Genomic DNA, 13,277 nt, shown 5'->3' with positions numbered 1-13,277 from the left:
CAAACTTCAAAATAAAAGACATCAAGACAGTTGCTCCCACATTAGACCGAGTTGTCCAGGCATACACGGTCTAATGTGGGAGCGGGCTTGCTCGCGAAGAGGGCGACTCGGTCTATCAGGGAGAATCCGGCTCCCGGTTCCAATACCGAAACAACGGTTCCGCCAGAAACAATACAAACAACAACCGCATCACCTGCATCGCCGTCACCAATGGCACCGACAGTTGCAGGGTCTCCGCCGTCAGGCTCATCTCAGCAATCCCGCCGGGCATCATGCCCAAGGTCAGCGAGCGCAGATCCAGATGGGTCAGCGCACTCAACCCCAATGCCGCCAAAGTGGCGATCAACATGGTCAACACCGTGCCCAGCAGGGTTCGGCCCATGAACGACGGTGCCCGCCGGAAGAACTGCCGATTGAAGTGACACCCCAACCCACTGCCAATCAACCACTGGCCAATCTGACTGCCGCCGTTGGGCAGACCGATGTGCAGGTCCCAGGCAATGCTCACCGTCGCAGTCACCAACAACGGCCCGAACAGCCAGGGGTTGGGTTGACGCAGGCGCTGCCAGATCCAGGCGGCAAGGGCGCCGGCCGGGAACAGAATGGCCAGCCACCACCCGTTGACGGTCGTTGGATGCAAGACCGGCGCACCGTCGCCCAACAGGTACTTGAACGCCGCCGGCACACACAGCACCACCACCAATACTCGCAAACTCTGCCCCGCCGCGACACGGCTGAGCACCGCGCCGTTGCGCGCGCCGAGGTTGACCATCTCCCCGGAGCCGCCGGGCATGCTGGAAAAGAACGCCGTGGCGCGATCTTCCCCGGTGCGCCGCATCAACCAGACCCCGACCACCGCGGACAGGCTGGTGACCAGTGCACCGAAGAAGATCAAACCGAAGTGGCTCAGCACCTGCTCCATCACCACCGGGGTGAAGTGCAGGCCGATGCCGATGCCGACAACCCACTGGCCGCACTTGCGGCCGCCAGGGATTTCCGCCAATTGCCAGGGAGTCAGACAGCGCACCAGGATGATCGCCAGCAACGAGCCAACCATCCACGGCAGTGGCCAGCCGATCTGGCTGGCGAGGTAACCGCCCAGCAGACCGACCAGCGGTGTTCCCCACCAGCTTTTGAAGGGGGGCCGATCAGACATCGGCGATAGCGCGTCGGGCGACCGAACGTTTGCGCCAGATGCGCAGCAGCGGCATCAGCAGCATGATTGCAGTCAGCACCCAGCAACCGAACGTGATCGGGCTCGACCAGAGGATTTCCAGTGCACCGTTGGAAATCGACAGGGCGCGACGCAGATTCTGTTCCATCAACCCACCGAGAATGAAGCCCAGCAGCACTGGCGACAACGGGAAGTCTAGCTTGCGCAGGATGTAGCCGAAGATGCCGATGCCGATCATCAGGAACAGGTCGAAGGTTGTGGCGTGAACCGCGTAGACACCGATCCCGGTGATGATCGCAATCACCGGCACCAGCGCCCAGTTTGGCACGGCGAGGATGCGGGTAAAGATGCGGATCATCGGGATGTTGAGGATCACCAGCATCACGTTGGCAACGAACAACGACGCGATCAGGCCCCAGACGATGTCCGGTTGTTGCTGGAACAGCAGCGGACCCGGGGTGATGTTGTACAGCGACAATGCGCCGATCATCACCGCCGTGGTACCCGAACCTGGAACACCGAGGGTCAGCATCGGCACCAGGGCACCGCAGGCTGCGCCGCCGATAGCGGTTTCTGGAGCCGCGAGGCCGCGCATATCGCCTTGTCCGAAAGTGCCCTTGGCACCGGCGATACGTTTTTCGGTCATGTAGGCCACCGCGCTGGCCAGCGTCGCGCCGGCACCCGGCAACACACCCATGATAAAGCCCAGCAAACCGCAACGGACGTTCACCACGAACACCGCCGAGGCTTCCTTGAAGTTGAACATCATGCGCCCGGTGGCTTTCACCGCTTCCTGGCCCCGGTGGGTTTTTTCCAGCAGCAGGAGGATTTCGCTGATGGAGAACAGGCCCAACACCAGCACGACGAACTGAATGCCGTCCGTCAGATGAATGTTATCCCCGGTGAAACGGTATACGCCGCTGTTGGCGTCGATCCCGACGCTCGACAGAAACAGACCGATCAGCGCTGCAATGAAGGTCTTGAGCGGTCGGTCGCCGGCCATGCCGCCGAGACAGACGATCGCAAACACCATCAGCACGAAATACTCCGCCGGACCGAAGGCAATCGCCCATTTCGCCAGCAGCGGGGCGAACAGCACCATGCCGCAAGTCGCGATGAAGGCACCGATGAACGAACTCCACGCCGACAGTGACAGCGCTACACCGGCCAGACCCTTGCGGGCCATCGGGTAACCGTCGAGGGTGGTCATGACGGTGGAGGCTTCGCCCGGAATGTTCAGCAGGATCGAGCTGATCCGGCCGCCGTATTCGCAACCCAGGTACACCGCCGCCAGCAGGATCAGCGCCGACTCCGGTGGCAGGCCGAGGGCGAACGCGATGGGAATCAGCAACGCCACGCCGTTGATCGGCCCCAGTCCCGGCAACAGCCCGACGACGGTGCCGATCAAGGTGCCGCACAATGCGGTCACCAGGTTGTACGGGCTCAGCGCGACGCCGAAGCCCTGACCCAAATAGCCAAGAGTATCCATATCAGTTCTCCAGAACGTCGAGCACGCCCAACGGCAGTGGCACGTCCATCAACTTGTCGAACAGCAGATAAAGACCGATGGCCATCAGGCTGATGATCACCGCGCTGGGCAGCCAGCGGCCGCCATACAGGCGTGCCATCGGGACCCCGATCAGAATGCTGGCGACGATGAAACCAAGGGGTTCGAAGGCCCCGGCGAACACCAGCAACAGCAGCACGCAGATGCCGATTTTGATCAGGGTTTCGCGGTCCAGTTTCGGGTCGTCATCGCTGTGCACGATCGGCGCCGGCCGAAATACCATGTACAGCAAGGCCAGGCCCATCAGGCCGAGCATCAGCAGAGGGAAGGCGCGAGGGCCGACCGGTTCGTAGGAAAAAGCCGCTTGATACGGCCACGCCATCAGCGCCAGGCCGACACAGGCCAGCAACAGCACCGAAGCAAAAATGCGTTGTATGAGCATGAGGAACTCCTGGGCCACGACCCCGAGAACCGGGGCCGCAGCCGCTAGACAGAGGCGATCACTGGATCAGGCCGAACTCTTTGGCCAGCACTTTGTAGTCCGCGACCTGCTTCTTCACGTAGGTGTCCAGCTCTTGGCCGGTCATGGCGAACGGGAACAGTTCACGCTGGTCGCGCAGTTTGGCGAAATCCTCGGAAGCCAGCAGTTTGTCGAAGGCGTCTTTCCACCAGGCGTAGTCTTCGTCGCTGACTTTTGGCCCGAGGTAGAAACCGCGAACCACCGGCCAGACGATGTCGTAGCCTTGCTCTTTAGCCGTCGGAATGTCTTTCATTTCCGGCTCGTCCAGACGCTTCTCGGAGAACACCGCCAGCAGACGCATGTCGCCACTCTGAATGTGTGGCATGGAGTCGGAGATGTCGGTGCTGCCGACCTGGATGTGGCCACCGAGCAGGGCGGTGGCAATTTCACCACCGCCTTCGAGAGCGACGTAACGCAGGTCACGGGGATTGATCCCGGCCGCCTTGGCGATCAATGCGGTCTGCATCCAGTCCTGGCTGCCGACGGTGCCGCCGGAACCGATCACCACTTTGCTCGGATCTTTCTTCAGGGCCTGAACCAGATCGTCCAGGGTCTTGTAAGGCGAATCGCTTTTCACCGCGATGGCGCCATAACTGGTGCCGACGGCGGCGAGCCAGCGGACGTTGGTTTCATCGAAACGACCGAATTTGCCTTGCGCCAGGTTCAGCAGCGAACCGCTGGACCACGCCACCAGCGTGCCGGCGTCGGCCGGACGCTGGGCGACCACTGCGTTGTACGCCACCGCGCCGACACCGCCGGGCATGTAGGTCACGCGCATCGGTTTGGTCAACAGTTTTTCGTTCACCAGCGCGCTTTGCGCCAGTTTACAGGTCAGGTCGAAACCGCCGCCTGGCGAGGCCGGGGCGATGCATTCCGGGCGCTTGGGTTCGGCCATCAATTGGCTGGCAAACAGCACACAGCTGGCGGCTAGAGCAACTTTACGCAGTGATAAGTTCATTTGAGTCTCCACGGGCATTATTGTTATTGGACGTGATGTTTACCAAAGGGCAACGCTATAGCTCACCAGCAGACGCACTTCATCGGCATCGCGAGCGGAGTAGTTGGAACGGTAGGTGGCATTGCGCAGGCGTACGGCGACGTCTTTCAGGGTGCCGCTTTGTACGACGTATTTGATCTCGGTGTTGCGTTCCCACTCTTTGCCTTCGTCGCCGTTCTTGAGCTTGATGTTGTCACCGCTCAGGTAACGGCTCATGAAGCTCAGGCCCGGAATGCCGAGTTTGGCGAAGTCATAGTCGTAACGTGCCTGCCAGGAACGTTCTTCGGCACCGGCAAAGTCATTGATCTGCACGAAGTTGACCAGGTACGGATCGCTGCCATCGACGTAGGGGAAGGCACTGTCCCCCGACATGTGCTGATAACCGGCGCTGAATTTATGCCCGCTCAAGGCATAGCTCACCATCCCGTTCAGGGATTTGTTGTCGATCTTGCCGCCCCGTGCTGCGCCTTCGTCGTCACTGATGGCCAATCGCAGATCGGTGCCGAACGTGCCGGGGCCGAACGGTTGCGACGCGACAACGCCGAGGAAGTGCTGGTTGTAGACTTCATCGAGTTGGGCGAAGTGGTAGCTGCCGGTGATCTTGTCGGCGAACTTGTAGTCCACGCCGCCAAAGTCAAAATGCTTGCCGGCCACGGTGCCGGCGAAGCGGCTGTTCTTGTTGTTGAGGGCGATGTCCTCGAAGTCGGTACTGTCGCGGTCCTTGGCTTTCTCCAGACGCCCGCCGGTGAAGGTCAGGTTCTTGATCTCTTTGGAGGTCAGCAAACCGCCTTCAAAGGTCTGCGGCAGAATGCGCCCGTCGTTGGGCTTGAGGATCGGCAGTTCCGGAATCAGGCTGCCGATTTTCAGTTCCGTGACGGAGATCTTCACTTTGCCGGTCAGGCCGAGCTTGGAATACTCGTCCGCCGCGCGCCCGTCGTCATGGGTCGGCAGCAGGCCGGTGCCGGTGCGATCCGGACTCGAATCGAGTTTTACCCCCAGCATACCCAGCGCATCGACACCGAACCCCACAGTGCCGTCGGTGTAACCCGATTGCAGATTGAGCATGAACCCCTGGGCCCATTCGTCCCGCTTGGATTGCTGGGCGCTGGTGCCGTCGCGAAAGTCGCGGTTGAAATACATGTTGCGGGTTTCGAAGGTTGCCGTACTGTCTTCGAAGAAGGCAGCCTGGCTCAACGGCGAAAAGCCGGCGAGGGCGGCGGCGCTGACAAGGGCGGTCTGGCTGAGACGGGAAAAACGAGCAGGCGGGTGAGCCTGAAGCTGCATGGACAGCATGGTGACGTACTCCGTTTATTGTTCTTATTGGCGAAAACGCTTCGAGGCGTTTCTCGTACTGCTATGGGCACTGGCAACGGCAGTCGAAACTGTCCGTGGCTGGACTCTAACCGGCCAACCTTTCGCTAACCTTTCAGCTGACTTTCACTGTTTTCGCGCTTCACAGCGACGGATGCGGCTGTAAACTCCGCGCCAAAGAATGGCGTCGACCATCCCTGAATGAGGTAAAGATCCATGCGTGTTCTGCTCGTTGAAGACCATCTGCAGCTTGCCGAAAGTGTCGCTCAGGCGCTCAAGAGCACCGGGCTGACCGTGGATGTGTTGCACGACGGTGTGGCGGCCGACCTGGCCTTGAGCAGCGAGGAATACGCCGTGGCGATCCTCGATGTCGGCCTGCCGCGCATGGATGGCTTCGAAGTGCTGGCGCGCCTGCGGGCCCGGGGCAAGAACCTGCCGGTGCTGATGCTGACCGCCCGCAGCGACGTCAAGGATCGGGTTCACGGCCTGAACCTTGGGGCTGACGATTACCTGGCCAAACCTTTCGAGCTGACCGAGCTCGAAGCCCGGGTAAAAGCCTTGCTGCGCCGCAGTGTGCTCGGCGGTGAACGCCAGCAGCGTTGTGGCGTGCTGGCCTACGACCTGGACACACGGCGCTTCACCCTCGGCGAAGAATTGCTGACCCTGACCTCTCGCGAACAGGCGGTGCTCGAGGCCCTGATCGCCCGTCCCGGTCGAGTGATGAGCAAGGAGCAACTGGCCGCCCAGGTCTTCGGCCTGGACGAGGAGGCCAGTCCCGATGCCATCGAAATCTACGTCCACCGCTTGCGCAAGAAACTCGACGGCCAACCGGTGGCCATCGTGACCTTTCGCGGCCTTGGCTATCTGCTGGAAAGCCGCGATGCATAAGCTCAGCAGCCTGCGGTGGCGGTTGCTGTGGAACCTCGCGCTGCTGCTGGTGGTGTTGATGCTCGCCAGTGGTTTGAGCGCCTATTGGAATGGTCGCGAAGCCGCCGACACCGCTTATGACAGGACCTTGCTGGCCTCCGCCCGGACCATCGCCGCCGGCTTGTCCCAGCGCGACGGCAGCCTCAGCGCCAACGTGCCCTACGTGGCCCTGGACACGTTCGCCTACGACAGCGCCGGGCGAATTTTTTACCTGGTCAATGACATCAATCAGAAGTTGATCTCGGGCTACGAAAACCTGCCGGCACCGCCGCCGGGAACACCGCGCACCGATGACTATCCAGCGCTGGCGCGTTTTTATAACGCCACTTATCAAGGGCAAAACGTGCGGGTGGTCAGCCTGCTCAAAGCGGTCAGCGAACCGAACATGAACGGCATGGCGGAAATCCGCGTGGCGGAAACCGATGAGGCACGGGTCCGTATGGCTCGCAGCCTGATGGCCGATACGTTGTTGCGTCTGGGCATGCTGGCAATCGGTGCGTTGCTGCTGGTGTGGTTTGCGGTCAGTGCGGCGCTGCGTCCACTGGAGCGCTTGCGCACCGCGGTGGAAGAGCGTCAACCCGATGACTTGCGGCCCTTGCCGCTGGTGGAAGTGCAGCACGAGCTGGGGCCGCTGGTGCGCGCGCTCAATCACTTTACCGAGCGTTTGCGCGGGCAGTTCGAGCGCCAGGCGCAATTCATCGCCGATGCCGCCCATGAACTGCGCACGCCGCTGGCGGCGCTCAAGGCACGTCTCGAACTGGGCTTACGCTCGAGCGAACCCGAAATCTGGCGCAGCACCCTGGAAACGGCCGCCCAGGGTACGGATCGCCTGACCCACCTGGCGAATCAATTGCTCTCGCTGGCACGGGTCGAGAATGGTGCCCGAGCCATCGCCGAGGGCGGTGCGCAGTTGCTCGACCTCAGTCAGCTGGCCCGTGAACTGGGCATGGCCATGGCGCCGTTGGCCCATGCACGTGGCGTGGCGCTGGCGCTGGAAGCCGACGAACCGGTGTGGCTGCGCGGCGAACCGACGTTGTTGAATGAACTGTTGAGCAACCTGGTGGACAACGCGCTGGCCCACACGCCACCGGGCGGCAATGTGATCCTGCGGGTCATGGCACCGGCGGTGCTGGAGGTCGAAGACGATGGCCCGGGAATTCCTCTTGAAGAGCGGGATCGGGTGTTCGAGCGTTTTTACCGGCGCAACCAGCAGGTGGCTGGCTCAGGGTTGGGCCTGGCGATTGTCGGTGAAATCTGCCGCGCCCATCTGGCGCAGATCAGCCTGCACGATGGCGAGCGGGCGGGGCTGAAGGTGCGGGTGAGTTTTATTGCAGGTGAGTGAGCACCGCCCTGTGGCGAGGGGGCTTGCTCCCGTTGGACTGCGCAGCAGTCCCTTTCTTTTTAGGTAGAGAGTGGGGCCGCTTCGCAGCCCAGCGGGAGCAAGCTCCCTCGCCACAGAAATCAGTAAAACATCGACCGCGAACCTTCCAGATCCTTGCACATCGCCTCGTTCTCCGGATCGATCCCCAGCTTCTTGAAGGCCGGCACACTGAAGGGGTCGATACGAGCCAGTGGATGATCGGTGTCCTTGTGACAGTACAGGCTGGCCACTTGCACCAGATCGACATAGTCGACCCGCTCCGATTGCCGCTTGAAATCCAGATACAGCCCCGGCAATTGCACCAGCATTTCCGGAAACTCCCAGACCCTGAGCAATTTATCGCCGAGCAGCGGATGAATCCGGTCGATCACATGGTTGAGGCTGACCGGGTCCGATAACAATTCATAGTGATCTTCGGCGTAGGTCAGGATCGGCAGCACGCCAATCTGATGCACGAGCCCGCCGAGCGCCGCCTGATCAGGCTTGAGCTGCGTATAGCTGCGGCACAACGCGTAACTGACGCCGGCGATTTCCAGGCTTTTGCGCCAGACCTCGCGCATTTTCTGTTCCACCACTTCGGAACGGGCGTTGAAGATCTGTTCCATCACCAGGCCGATGGCCAGGTTGCTGCTGTAATTGACACCCAGCCGGGTGATGGCCGTGTGCAAGTCAGTCACTTCCTGGGTCGCGCGCAGCAACGGGCTATTGACCACTTTGATCAGGCGCGCCGACAGCGCGGTATCGCGGCCAATCACTTTACTCAGTGTGCTGACACTGATTTCCGGGTCTTCGGCGGCCTTGCGAATCTGCAGGGCCACTTCCGGTAACGTTGGCAGAACCAGGTCATCGTTATCGATGGCCTCAACCAAATCCTGTTGGACCTTATCCGCCAGCTCGCTCATTTCTTTTCTCTAGGTGTTGCGACAAGTGCTGCTATTAACGCTGGATTTCGCGATCGCGATCCAGTTGGTAAGGCAGGTCGAGCAGATGCAGGCCCGGACCTTCGAGTGCGCCAAGGTGCAGGTTGCCATCTTCTGCAGCTTCGGCTTGCAGCACGGCAAGGAGTTCAATGTTTTGCTCGGCGCGGGCGGCTAGCACCACTTCACCGATAGAGCTGCCGTGGGTCGGGGAGAACAATTGGGTACCGGGCTCCGGTAATTCGCCAGCCTCCAGTTGCAGGCGATACAACCGGCGCTTGAGTTTGCCCAGGTACTGCATGCGTGCGACGATTTCCTGGCCGGTGTAGCAGCCTTTCTTGAAGCTCACGCCACCGACGGCTTGCAGATTGAGCATCTGCGGGATGAACAGCTCGCGGGTGCTCGGCATGACCTGACCGATCCCGGCGCGGATCTGGCCCAGCAGCCATTGATTCAGATCGCCTTCGGCCAACAGGGCGGACAGCTTGCCCTTGACGGTGTCGGCTTGATCGGCGCCCACCCAGAGTTCAGCGCGGTCAGACGAGACGCGAAGGGCGATCAGGCCTTCGTTGCGCACGACGCTATCAGTGTCGGCCGGCAGTGCCAGGCCCAGGCTGACCAGTGCTGCATCGCCCTGCTCAAGGCCAAAACGAACCCAGCCGGCACTTTCATCGGTCAGTTTCGATTTGGAGAACACCGCGTACTTTTTCAGGTCCGCCAGTTGCGGCTCCAGCAGTTCGCTGGCCATCGCCATGAGTACACCGTCGCCTTCCAGCAGAATGCGGAAACTCGACTGCATCCGGCCTTTCTGCGTGCAGCGCGCGCCAAGGCTGGCCTGGGTGTCGCTCAGGTAATTAAGGTTGCAAGTCAATTGGCCTTGCAGGAATTTGCTGGCATCCGCGCCGCGTACCGCGAGAACGCCTTCGTGAGACAGGGTGCAAAAAAAAGCAGAATCGGCCATGGGTCATCGCAGGGTAAAGAGTCCGAAGGACATCATAAGGGGGCGCCCTTGAAATGGGTAGTTCACAAAGGTTCGTGGAGGGCGACCAAAGCCGACTGTTCGAGCAGGCCCGGGGCTGTATACTTGCCGCCTATTTGAGGAGCGCTCCATGGTCGAACAAGTTGAACTGAATCGCCTCTACTGGCACAGTCGCCGCGGCATGCTTGAGCTTGACGTGTTGCTGGTGCCGTTTGTGAAAGAGGTTTATCCGCACCTCAATCAGGTGGATCGCGATTTATACGTCCGTCTGCTGACGTGTGAGGATCAGGACATGTTCGGCTGGTTCATGGAACGCGCCGAATCGGAAGATCCGGAGCTGCAGCGCATGGTTCGCATGATCCTGGATCGTGTCCAGCCCAAGTAACGCGTTCGAATGCCGCTGGCATGCCTCACGGCAGTTGCTGGCGGCCTATCTTCTCGCCCAGCTGTTCGCGTTGGGCTCGCTGTTTCTTCTCTCGATACCGCTCTGGGCCAGCTTGCTCGGCGTTATGTTGTGCGTGGCTCACAGCATTTGGGTATTGCCGCGACAGATTCTGCTGACACACCCACAGGCCTTTCGCGGCTTGCGTCGCGATGCCGATGGCTGGCAGTTGTGGAGTCAGGCGCAAGGTTGGCAACCCGTACAGCTACGGCCGGACAGCCTGGCGTTGCCATTGATTGTGGTACTGCGTTTTCGTCTGCGCGATGAGCGACGGGTCAGGGCGATCTGTGTGCCGCGGGATTCGCAGGCGGCGGATGTGCACCGACGCCTGCGGGTCCGGCTCAAGTTCAGTCGGCGTAGGTGGGCGGCACCAGAATAGTGTCCAGGGCGACCGGCAGCATGTTCGGGTAGTCGAGGGTGTAGTGCAGGCCGCGACTTTCCTTGCGTTCCATGGCTGACTGGATCATCAGCTCGGCGACCTGCGCCAGGTTGCGCAATTCGATCAAATCCCGGCTGACCTTGTAGTTGCTGTAGAACTCGTCGATTTCGTCCAACAGCAGACGCACCCGGTGCTGAGCCCGTTGCAGGCGCTTGTTGGTGCGCACGATGCCGACGTAGTCCCACATGAATCGCCGCAGTTCGTCCCAGTTGTGCGCAATGATCACGTCTTCGTCAGAATCGGTGACCTGACTCGCATCCCAAACGGGCAGGGCGGTCGGAATCGACACTTCTGGCAGCTGCTCAAGAATGTCCGTCGCCGCCGAGCGGGCGTAAACGAAACATTCCAGCAGGGAATTGCTGGCCATGCGGTTGGCGCCATGCAGGCCGGTGAAGCTCGTTTCGCCAATCGCATACAGGCCCGGCACGTCAGTGCGGCCTCGCTGGTCGACCATCACGCCGCCGCAGGTGTAGTGCGCCGCCGGCACCACCGGGATCGGTTGTTTAGTGATGTCGATGGAGAATTCCAGGCAGCGCTCATAGACCGTCGGGAAGTGCGTCTTGATGAAATCTTCGGGCTTGTGGCTGATGTCCAGATAGACGCAGTCGATACCCAGACGCTTCATCTCATGGTCGATGGCGCGGGCGACGATGTCCCGTGGTGCCAACTCCGCCCGTGGGTCGAAGCGCTGCATGAAGCGTTCACCGTTGGGCAGCTTCAGGTGTCCGCCTTCGCCACGCAGGGCTTCGGTGATCAGGAAACTCTTGGCTTGCGGGTGATAAAGGCAGGTGGGATGGAACTGGTTGAACTCCAGATTCGCCACCCGGCAGCCCGAACGCCAGGCCATGGCGATGCCATCACCGCAGGCACCGTCGGGGTTGCTGGTATAGAGGTAGACTTTTGCCGCGCCACCCGAAGCAAGGATCACGAAGCGCGCGCCATAGGTATCGACTTCACCGGTGCCGCGGTTGAGCACATAGGCGCCAAGGCAACGATCGCCTTCAAGGCCCAGGCGCTTTTGGGTGATCAGGTCGACCGCGACTCGCTGCTCCAGCAGTTCGATGTTGGGACGCTGCTTGGCCTGATCGAGCAGGGTTCTGAAGATCGCCGCGCCCGTCGCATCGGCAGCGTGGATGATGCGCCGATGGCTGTGACCGCCTTCGCGGGTCAGGTGAAACTCGAAACCACCGTCTTCGGTGCCAGACTGTTCATCGCGGGTAAAGGGTACGCCTTGATCGATCAGCCATTGAATCGCTTCTCTGCTGTGCTCGACGGTAAAGCGCACGGCGTCTTCATGGCACAGGCCACCGCCAGCGTTGAGGGTGTCCTCGACGTGGGATTCGACAGTATCGGTGTCATCCAGAACGGCGGCGACACCGCCCTGGGCCCAGAAGGTTGAGCCATTGGCGAGGTCGCCTTTGCTCAATACGGCGATGCGCAAATGACCGGGCAAGGTCAGCGCAAGGCTCAAGCCGGCAGCACCGCTGCCAATTACCAGAACATCGTGTTGAAACTGTTGGCTCATTTCAGGATTCCGCTCAAAGCGACCCGGGACGGGGTTGGCGCAAGACAGCTGGATTGGCGAGTCAAGACAGCCACACAGCCCACTAGTATATAGAGGGGGGGAGCGGCACAATAGCCGGGCTCACATGGCATTGTGAAACTACTGTGACGGAAAAGGCTGGACGCTTCGTCGGAAGTTTTTTGAGGGCGTCGGCGACAAGGCGACTGTATCGTGGATTTAACAGTCTTTTTCTCTTCACAGTTGCACAATGTCGGTTTCGGGCAGCTATAAATATGGAACTTTTGCCAAAGGCTCAAGATCAATAGACGGTTGCCTGAAACAAGGGACAGTGTCGGTTTCGGTGCGGGACTTGCGGTTGGGTCCTTGCTGGCGAATCCGGTGACAAGATTATTCGCGCAGCCGGGTTATCCCGCGCTGCGCTTTTCGTGCGTGCCAAATCAGAGCCCGCAGGAAACTTGCTTGGAGGGGGAGAACTTTTGCGAAAAGCCCGAGTCTATGTTTGCAAGTCTGGTCGTTCAGTAATGCAAGCCTCCTTCGAGCTTATCGAGGAGTGTTCATGCTAACCCAGGAAGAGGATCAGCAGCTGGTCGAGCGCGTTCAACGCGGCGACAAGCGAGCTTTCGATCTGCTAGTGCTGAAATACCAGCACAAAATTCTCGGGTTGATCGTGCGTTTCGTGCACGACACCCATGAAGCCCAGGATGTCGCACAGGAAGCCTTTATCAAGGCGTACCGTGCACTTGGTAATTTTCGCGGAGACAGCGCGTTTTATACGTGGCTTTACCGTATCGCCATCAACACGGCGAAAAACTATCTGGTTTCACGCGGCCGTCGGCCGCCGGATAGCGATGTCAGTTCCGAGGATGCAGAGTTCTACGATGGCGATCATGGCCTCAAGGATCTCGAGTCGCCAGAACGTGCATTGCTGCGGGATGAGATCGAAGGCACCGTCCATCGAACCATTCAGCAACTGCCAGAAGATTTGCGTACGGCTTTAACTTTACGTGAATTCGATGGTCTGAGTTACGAGGACATTGCCAGCGTCATGCAGTGTCCGGTGGGTACCGTGCGCTCCCGGATTTTCCGCGCCCGGGAGGCCATCGATAAAGCCCTGCAGCCGTTGTTGCAGGAAAACTGAGACAGCGGCGACAGCCAAGA

Annotated in this window: 13 protein-coding genes; 5 read left to right on the top strand and 8 right to left on the bottom strand. The window is 60.4% G+C overall.

Annotation, left to right across the window (positions count from 1 at the left end; genetic code table 11):
- Positions 1-115: 115 nt before the first annotated feature.
- Genes PSH88_RS23675 through PSH88_RS23655 form a run of 5 tightly spaced genes read right to left on the bottom strand, consistent with a single transcriptional unit; the run spans position 116 to position 5,491 of the window.
- Positions 116-1,156 carry an AbrB family transcriptional regulator gene (locus PSH88_RS23675; protein ID WP_305422987.1) on the bottom strand — a complete coding sequence of 347 codons (1,041 nt, stop codon included), beginning with the start codon at positions 1,154-1,156 and terminating at the stop codon, positions 116-118.
- Positions 1,149-2,663: a tripartite tricarboxylate transporter permease gene (locus PSH88_RS23670; RefSeq protein WP_019580849.1), complete on the bottom strand. Its 1,515-nt coding sequence runs from the start codon at positions 2,661-2,663 to the stop codon at positions 1,149-1,151. The genes PSH88_RS23675 and PSH88_RS23670 overlap by 8 nt, the downstream gene beginning before the upstream one ends.
- Position 2,664: 1 nt before the next feature.
- Entirely contained in the window at positions 2,665-3,123 is a 459-nt protein-coding gene (locus tag PSH88_RS23665; protein WP_305422985.1) for a tripartite tricarboxylate transporter TctB family protein, read from the bottom strand.
- 58 nt (positions 3,124-3,181) lie between these two features.
- Positions 3,182-4,159, bottom strand: a complete 978-nt coding sequence (locus PSH88_RS23660; protein WP_305422984.1) for a Bug family tripartite tricarboxylate transporter substrate binding protein — start codon at positions 4,157-4,159, stop codon at positions 3,182-3,184.
- 39 nt (positions 4,160-4,198) lie between these two features.
- Positions 4,199-5,491: an OprD family porin gene (locus PSH88_RS23655; protein WP_305422983.1), complete on the bottom strand. Its 1,293-nt coding sequence runs from the start codon at positions 5,489-5,491 to the stop codon at positions 4,199-4,201.
- 234 nt (positions 5,492-5,725) lie between these two features.
- Here PSH88_RS23655 and PSH88_RS23650 point away from each other — a divergent pair, with 234 nt between their 5' ends.
- A complete protein-coding gene (locus tag PSH88_RS23650) occupies positions 5,726-6,397 on the top strand; it encodes a response regulator (protein WP_007898613.1) in 672 nt (223 codons plus the stop codon).
- Positions 6,390-7,778, top strand: coding sequence for a sensor histidine kinase (locus PSH88_RS23645; protein ID WP_305422982.1), 1,389 nt, complete (start codon positions 6,390-6,392; stop codon positions 7,776-7,778). Before PSH88_RS23650 ends, PSH88_RS23645 begins: the two co-directional genes overlap by 8 nt.
- Positions 7,779-7,897: 119 nt before the next feature.
- Here PSH88_RS23645 and PSH88_RS23640 read toward each other — a convergent pair whose 3' ends face one another.
- Together PSH88_RS23640 and ygfZ are read right to left on the bottom strand one after the other, a co-directional pair.
- Complete coding sequence (locus tag PSH88_RS23640; protein ID WP_305422980.1) at positions 7,898-8,719, bottom strand: HDOD domain-containing protein; 822 nt, start codon at positions 8,717-8,719, stop codon at positions 7,898-7,900.
- 34 nt (positions 8,720-8,753) lie between these two features.
- On the bottom strand, positions 8,754-9,695 hold the full coding sequence (gene ygfZ / locus PSH88_RS23635) for a CAF17-like 4Fe-4S cluster assembly/insertion protein YgfZ (protein ID WP_305422978.1): 942 nt from the start codon (positions 9,693-9,695) through the stop codon (positions 8,754-8,756).
- 148 nt (positions 9,696-9,843) lie between these two features.
- Between ygfZ and PSH88_RS23630 the strand changes: the two genes are divergently transcribed.
- Together PSH88_RS23630 and PSH88_RS23625 are read left to right on the top strand one after the other, a co-directional pair.
- Positions 9,844-10,098, top strand: coding sequence for an FAD assembly factor SdhE (locus tag PSH88_RS23630; protein WP_217856610.1), 255 nt, complete (start codon positions 9,844-9,846; stop codon positions 10,096-10,098).
- The gene (locus PSH88_RS23625) at positions 10,082-10,534 is read left to right on the top strand and encodes a protein YgfX (RefSeq protein ID WP_305422976.1); all 453 of its coding nucleotides are present in this window, start codon (positions 10,082-10,084) and stop codon (positions 10,532-10,534) included. Before PSH88_RS23630 ends, PSH88_RS23625 begins: the two co-directional genes overlap by 17 nt.
- Here the strand turns inward: PSH88_RS23625 and nadB are convergent.
- Positions 10,503-12,119, bottom strand: a complete 1,617-nt coding sequence (nadB, locus tag PSH88_RS23620; protein WP_305422974.1) for an L-aspartate oxidase — start codon at positions 12,117-12,119, stop codon at positions 10,503-10,505. The genes PSH88_RS23625 and nadB overlap by 32 nt on opposite strands.
- 556 nt (positions 12,120-12,675) lie before the next feature.
- Here nadB and rpoE point away from each other — a divergent pair.
- The gene (rpoE, locus tag PSH88_RS23615; RefSeq protein ID WP_003172477.1) at positions 12,676-13,257 is read left to right on the top strand and encodes an RNA polymerase sigma factor RpoE/AlgU; all 582 of its coding nucleotides are present in this window, start codon (positions 12,676-12,678) and stop codon (positions 13,255-13,257) included.
- Positions 13,258-13,277: the final 20 nt, after the last annotated feature.

Source organism: Pseudomonas wuhanensis, from assembly GCF_030687395.1.
GTDB lineage: Bacteria > Pseudomonadota > Gammaproteobacteria > Pseudomonadales > Pseudomonadaceae > Aquipseudomonas > Aquipseudomonas wuhanensis.
The sequence above is the reverse complement of the archived record's forward strand: the minus strand, read 5'-3'. Positions and strand labels throughout refer to the sequence as shown.

Excerpts from the sequence above, each read along its gene's own strand:
- PSH88_RS23675 (WP_305422987.1), bottom strand. The coding sequence starts at position 1,156 with ATGTCTGATCGGCCCCCCTTCAAAAGCTGGTGGGGAACACCGCTGGTC.
- PSH88_RS23670 (WP_019580849.1), bottom strand. The coding sequence starts at position 2,663 with ATGGATACTCTTGGCTATTTGGGTCAGGGCTTCGGCGTCGCGCTGAGC.
- PSH88_RS23665 (WP_305422985.1), bottom strand. The coding sequence starts at position 3,123 with ATGCTCATACAACGCATTTTTGCTTCGGTGCTGTTGCTGGCCTGTGTC.
- PSH88_RS23660 (WP_305422984.1), bottom strand. The coding sequence starts at position 4,159 with ATGAACTTATCACTGCGTAAAGTTGCTCTAGCCGCCAGCTGTGTGCTG.
- PSH88_RS23655 (WP_305422983.1), bottom strand. The coding sequence starts at position 5,491 with ATGCTGTCCATGCAGCTTCAGGCTCACCCGCCTGCTCGTTTTTCCCGT.
- PSH88_RS23650 (WP_007898613.1), top strand. The coding sequence starts at position 5,726 with ATGCGTGTTCTGCTCGTTGAAGACCATCTGCAGCTTGCCGAAAGTGTC.
- PSH88_RS23645 (WP_305422982.1), top strand. The coding sequence starts at position 6,390 with ATGCATAAGCTCAGCAGCCTGCGGTGGCGGTTGCTGTGGAACCTCGCG.
- PSH88_RS23640 (WP_305422980.1), bottom strand. The coding sequence starts at position 8,719 with ATGAGCGAGCTGGCGGATAAGGTCCAACAGGATTTGGTTGAGGCCATC.
- ygfZ (WP_305422978.1), bottom strand. The coding sequence starts at position 9,695 with ATGGCCGATTCTGCTTTTTTTTGCACCCTGTCTCACGAAGGCGTTCTC.
- PSH88_RS23630 (WP_217856610.1), top strand. The coding sequence starts at position 9,844 with ATGGTCGAACAAGTTGAACTGAATCGCCTCTACTGGCACAGTCGCCGC.
- nadB (WP_305422974.1), bottom strand. The coding sequence starts at position 12,119 with ATGAGCCAACAGTTTCAACACGATGTTCTGGTAATTGGCAGCGGTGCT.
- rpoE (WP_003172477.1), top strand. The coding sequence starts at position 12,676 with ATGCTAACCCAGGAAGAGGATCAGCAGCTGGTCGAGCGCGTTCAACGC.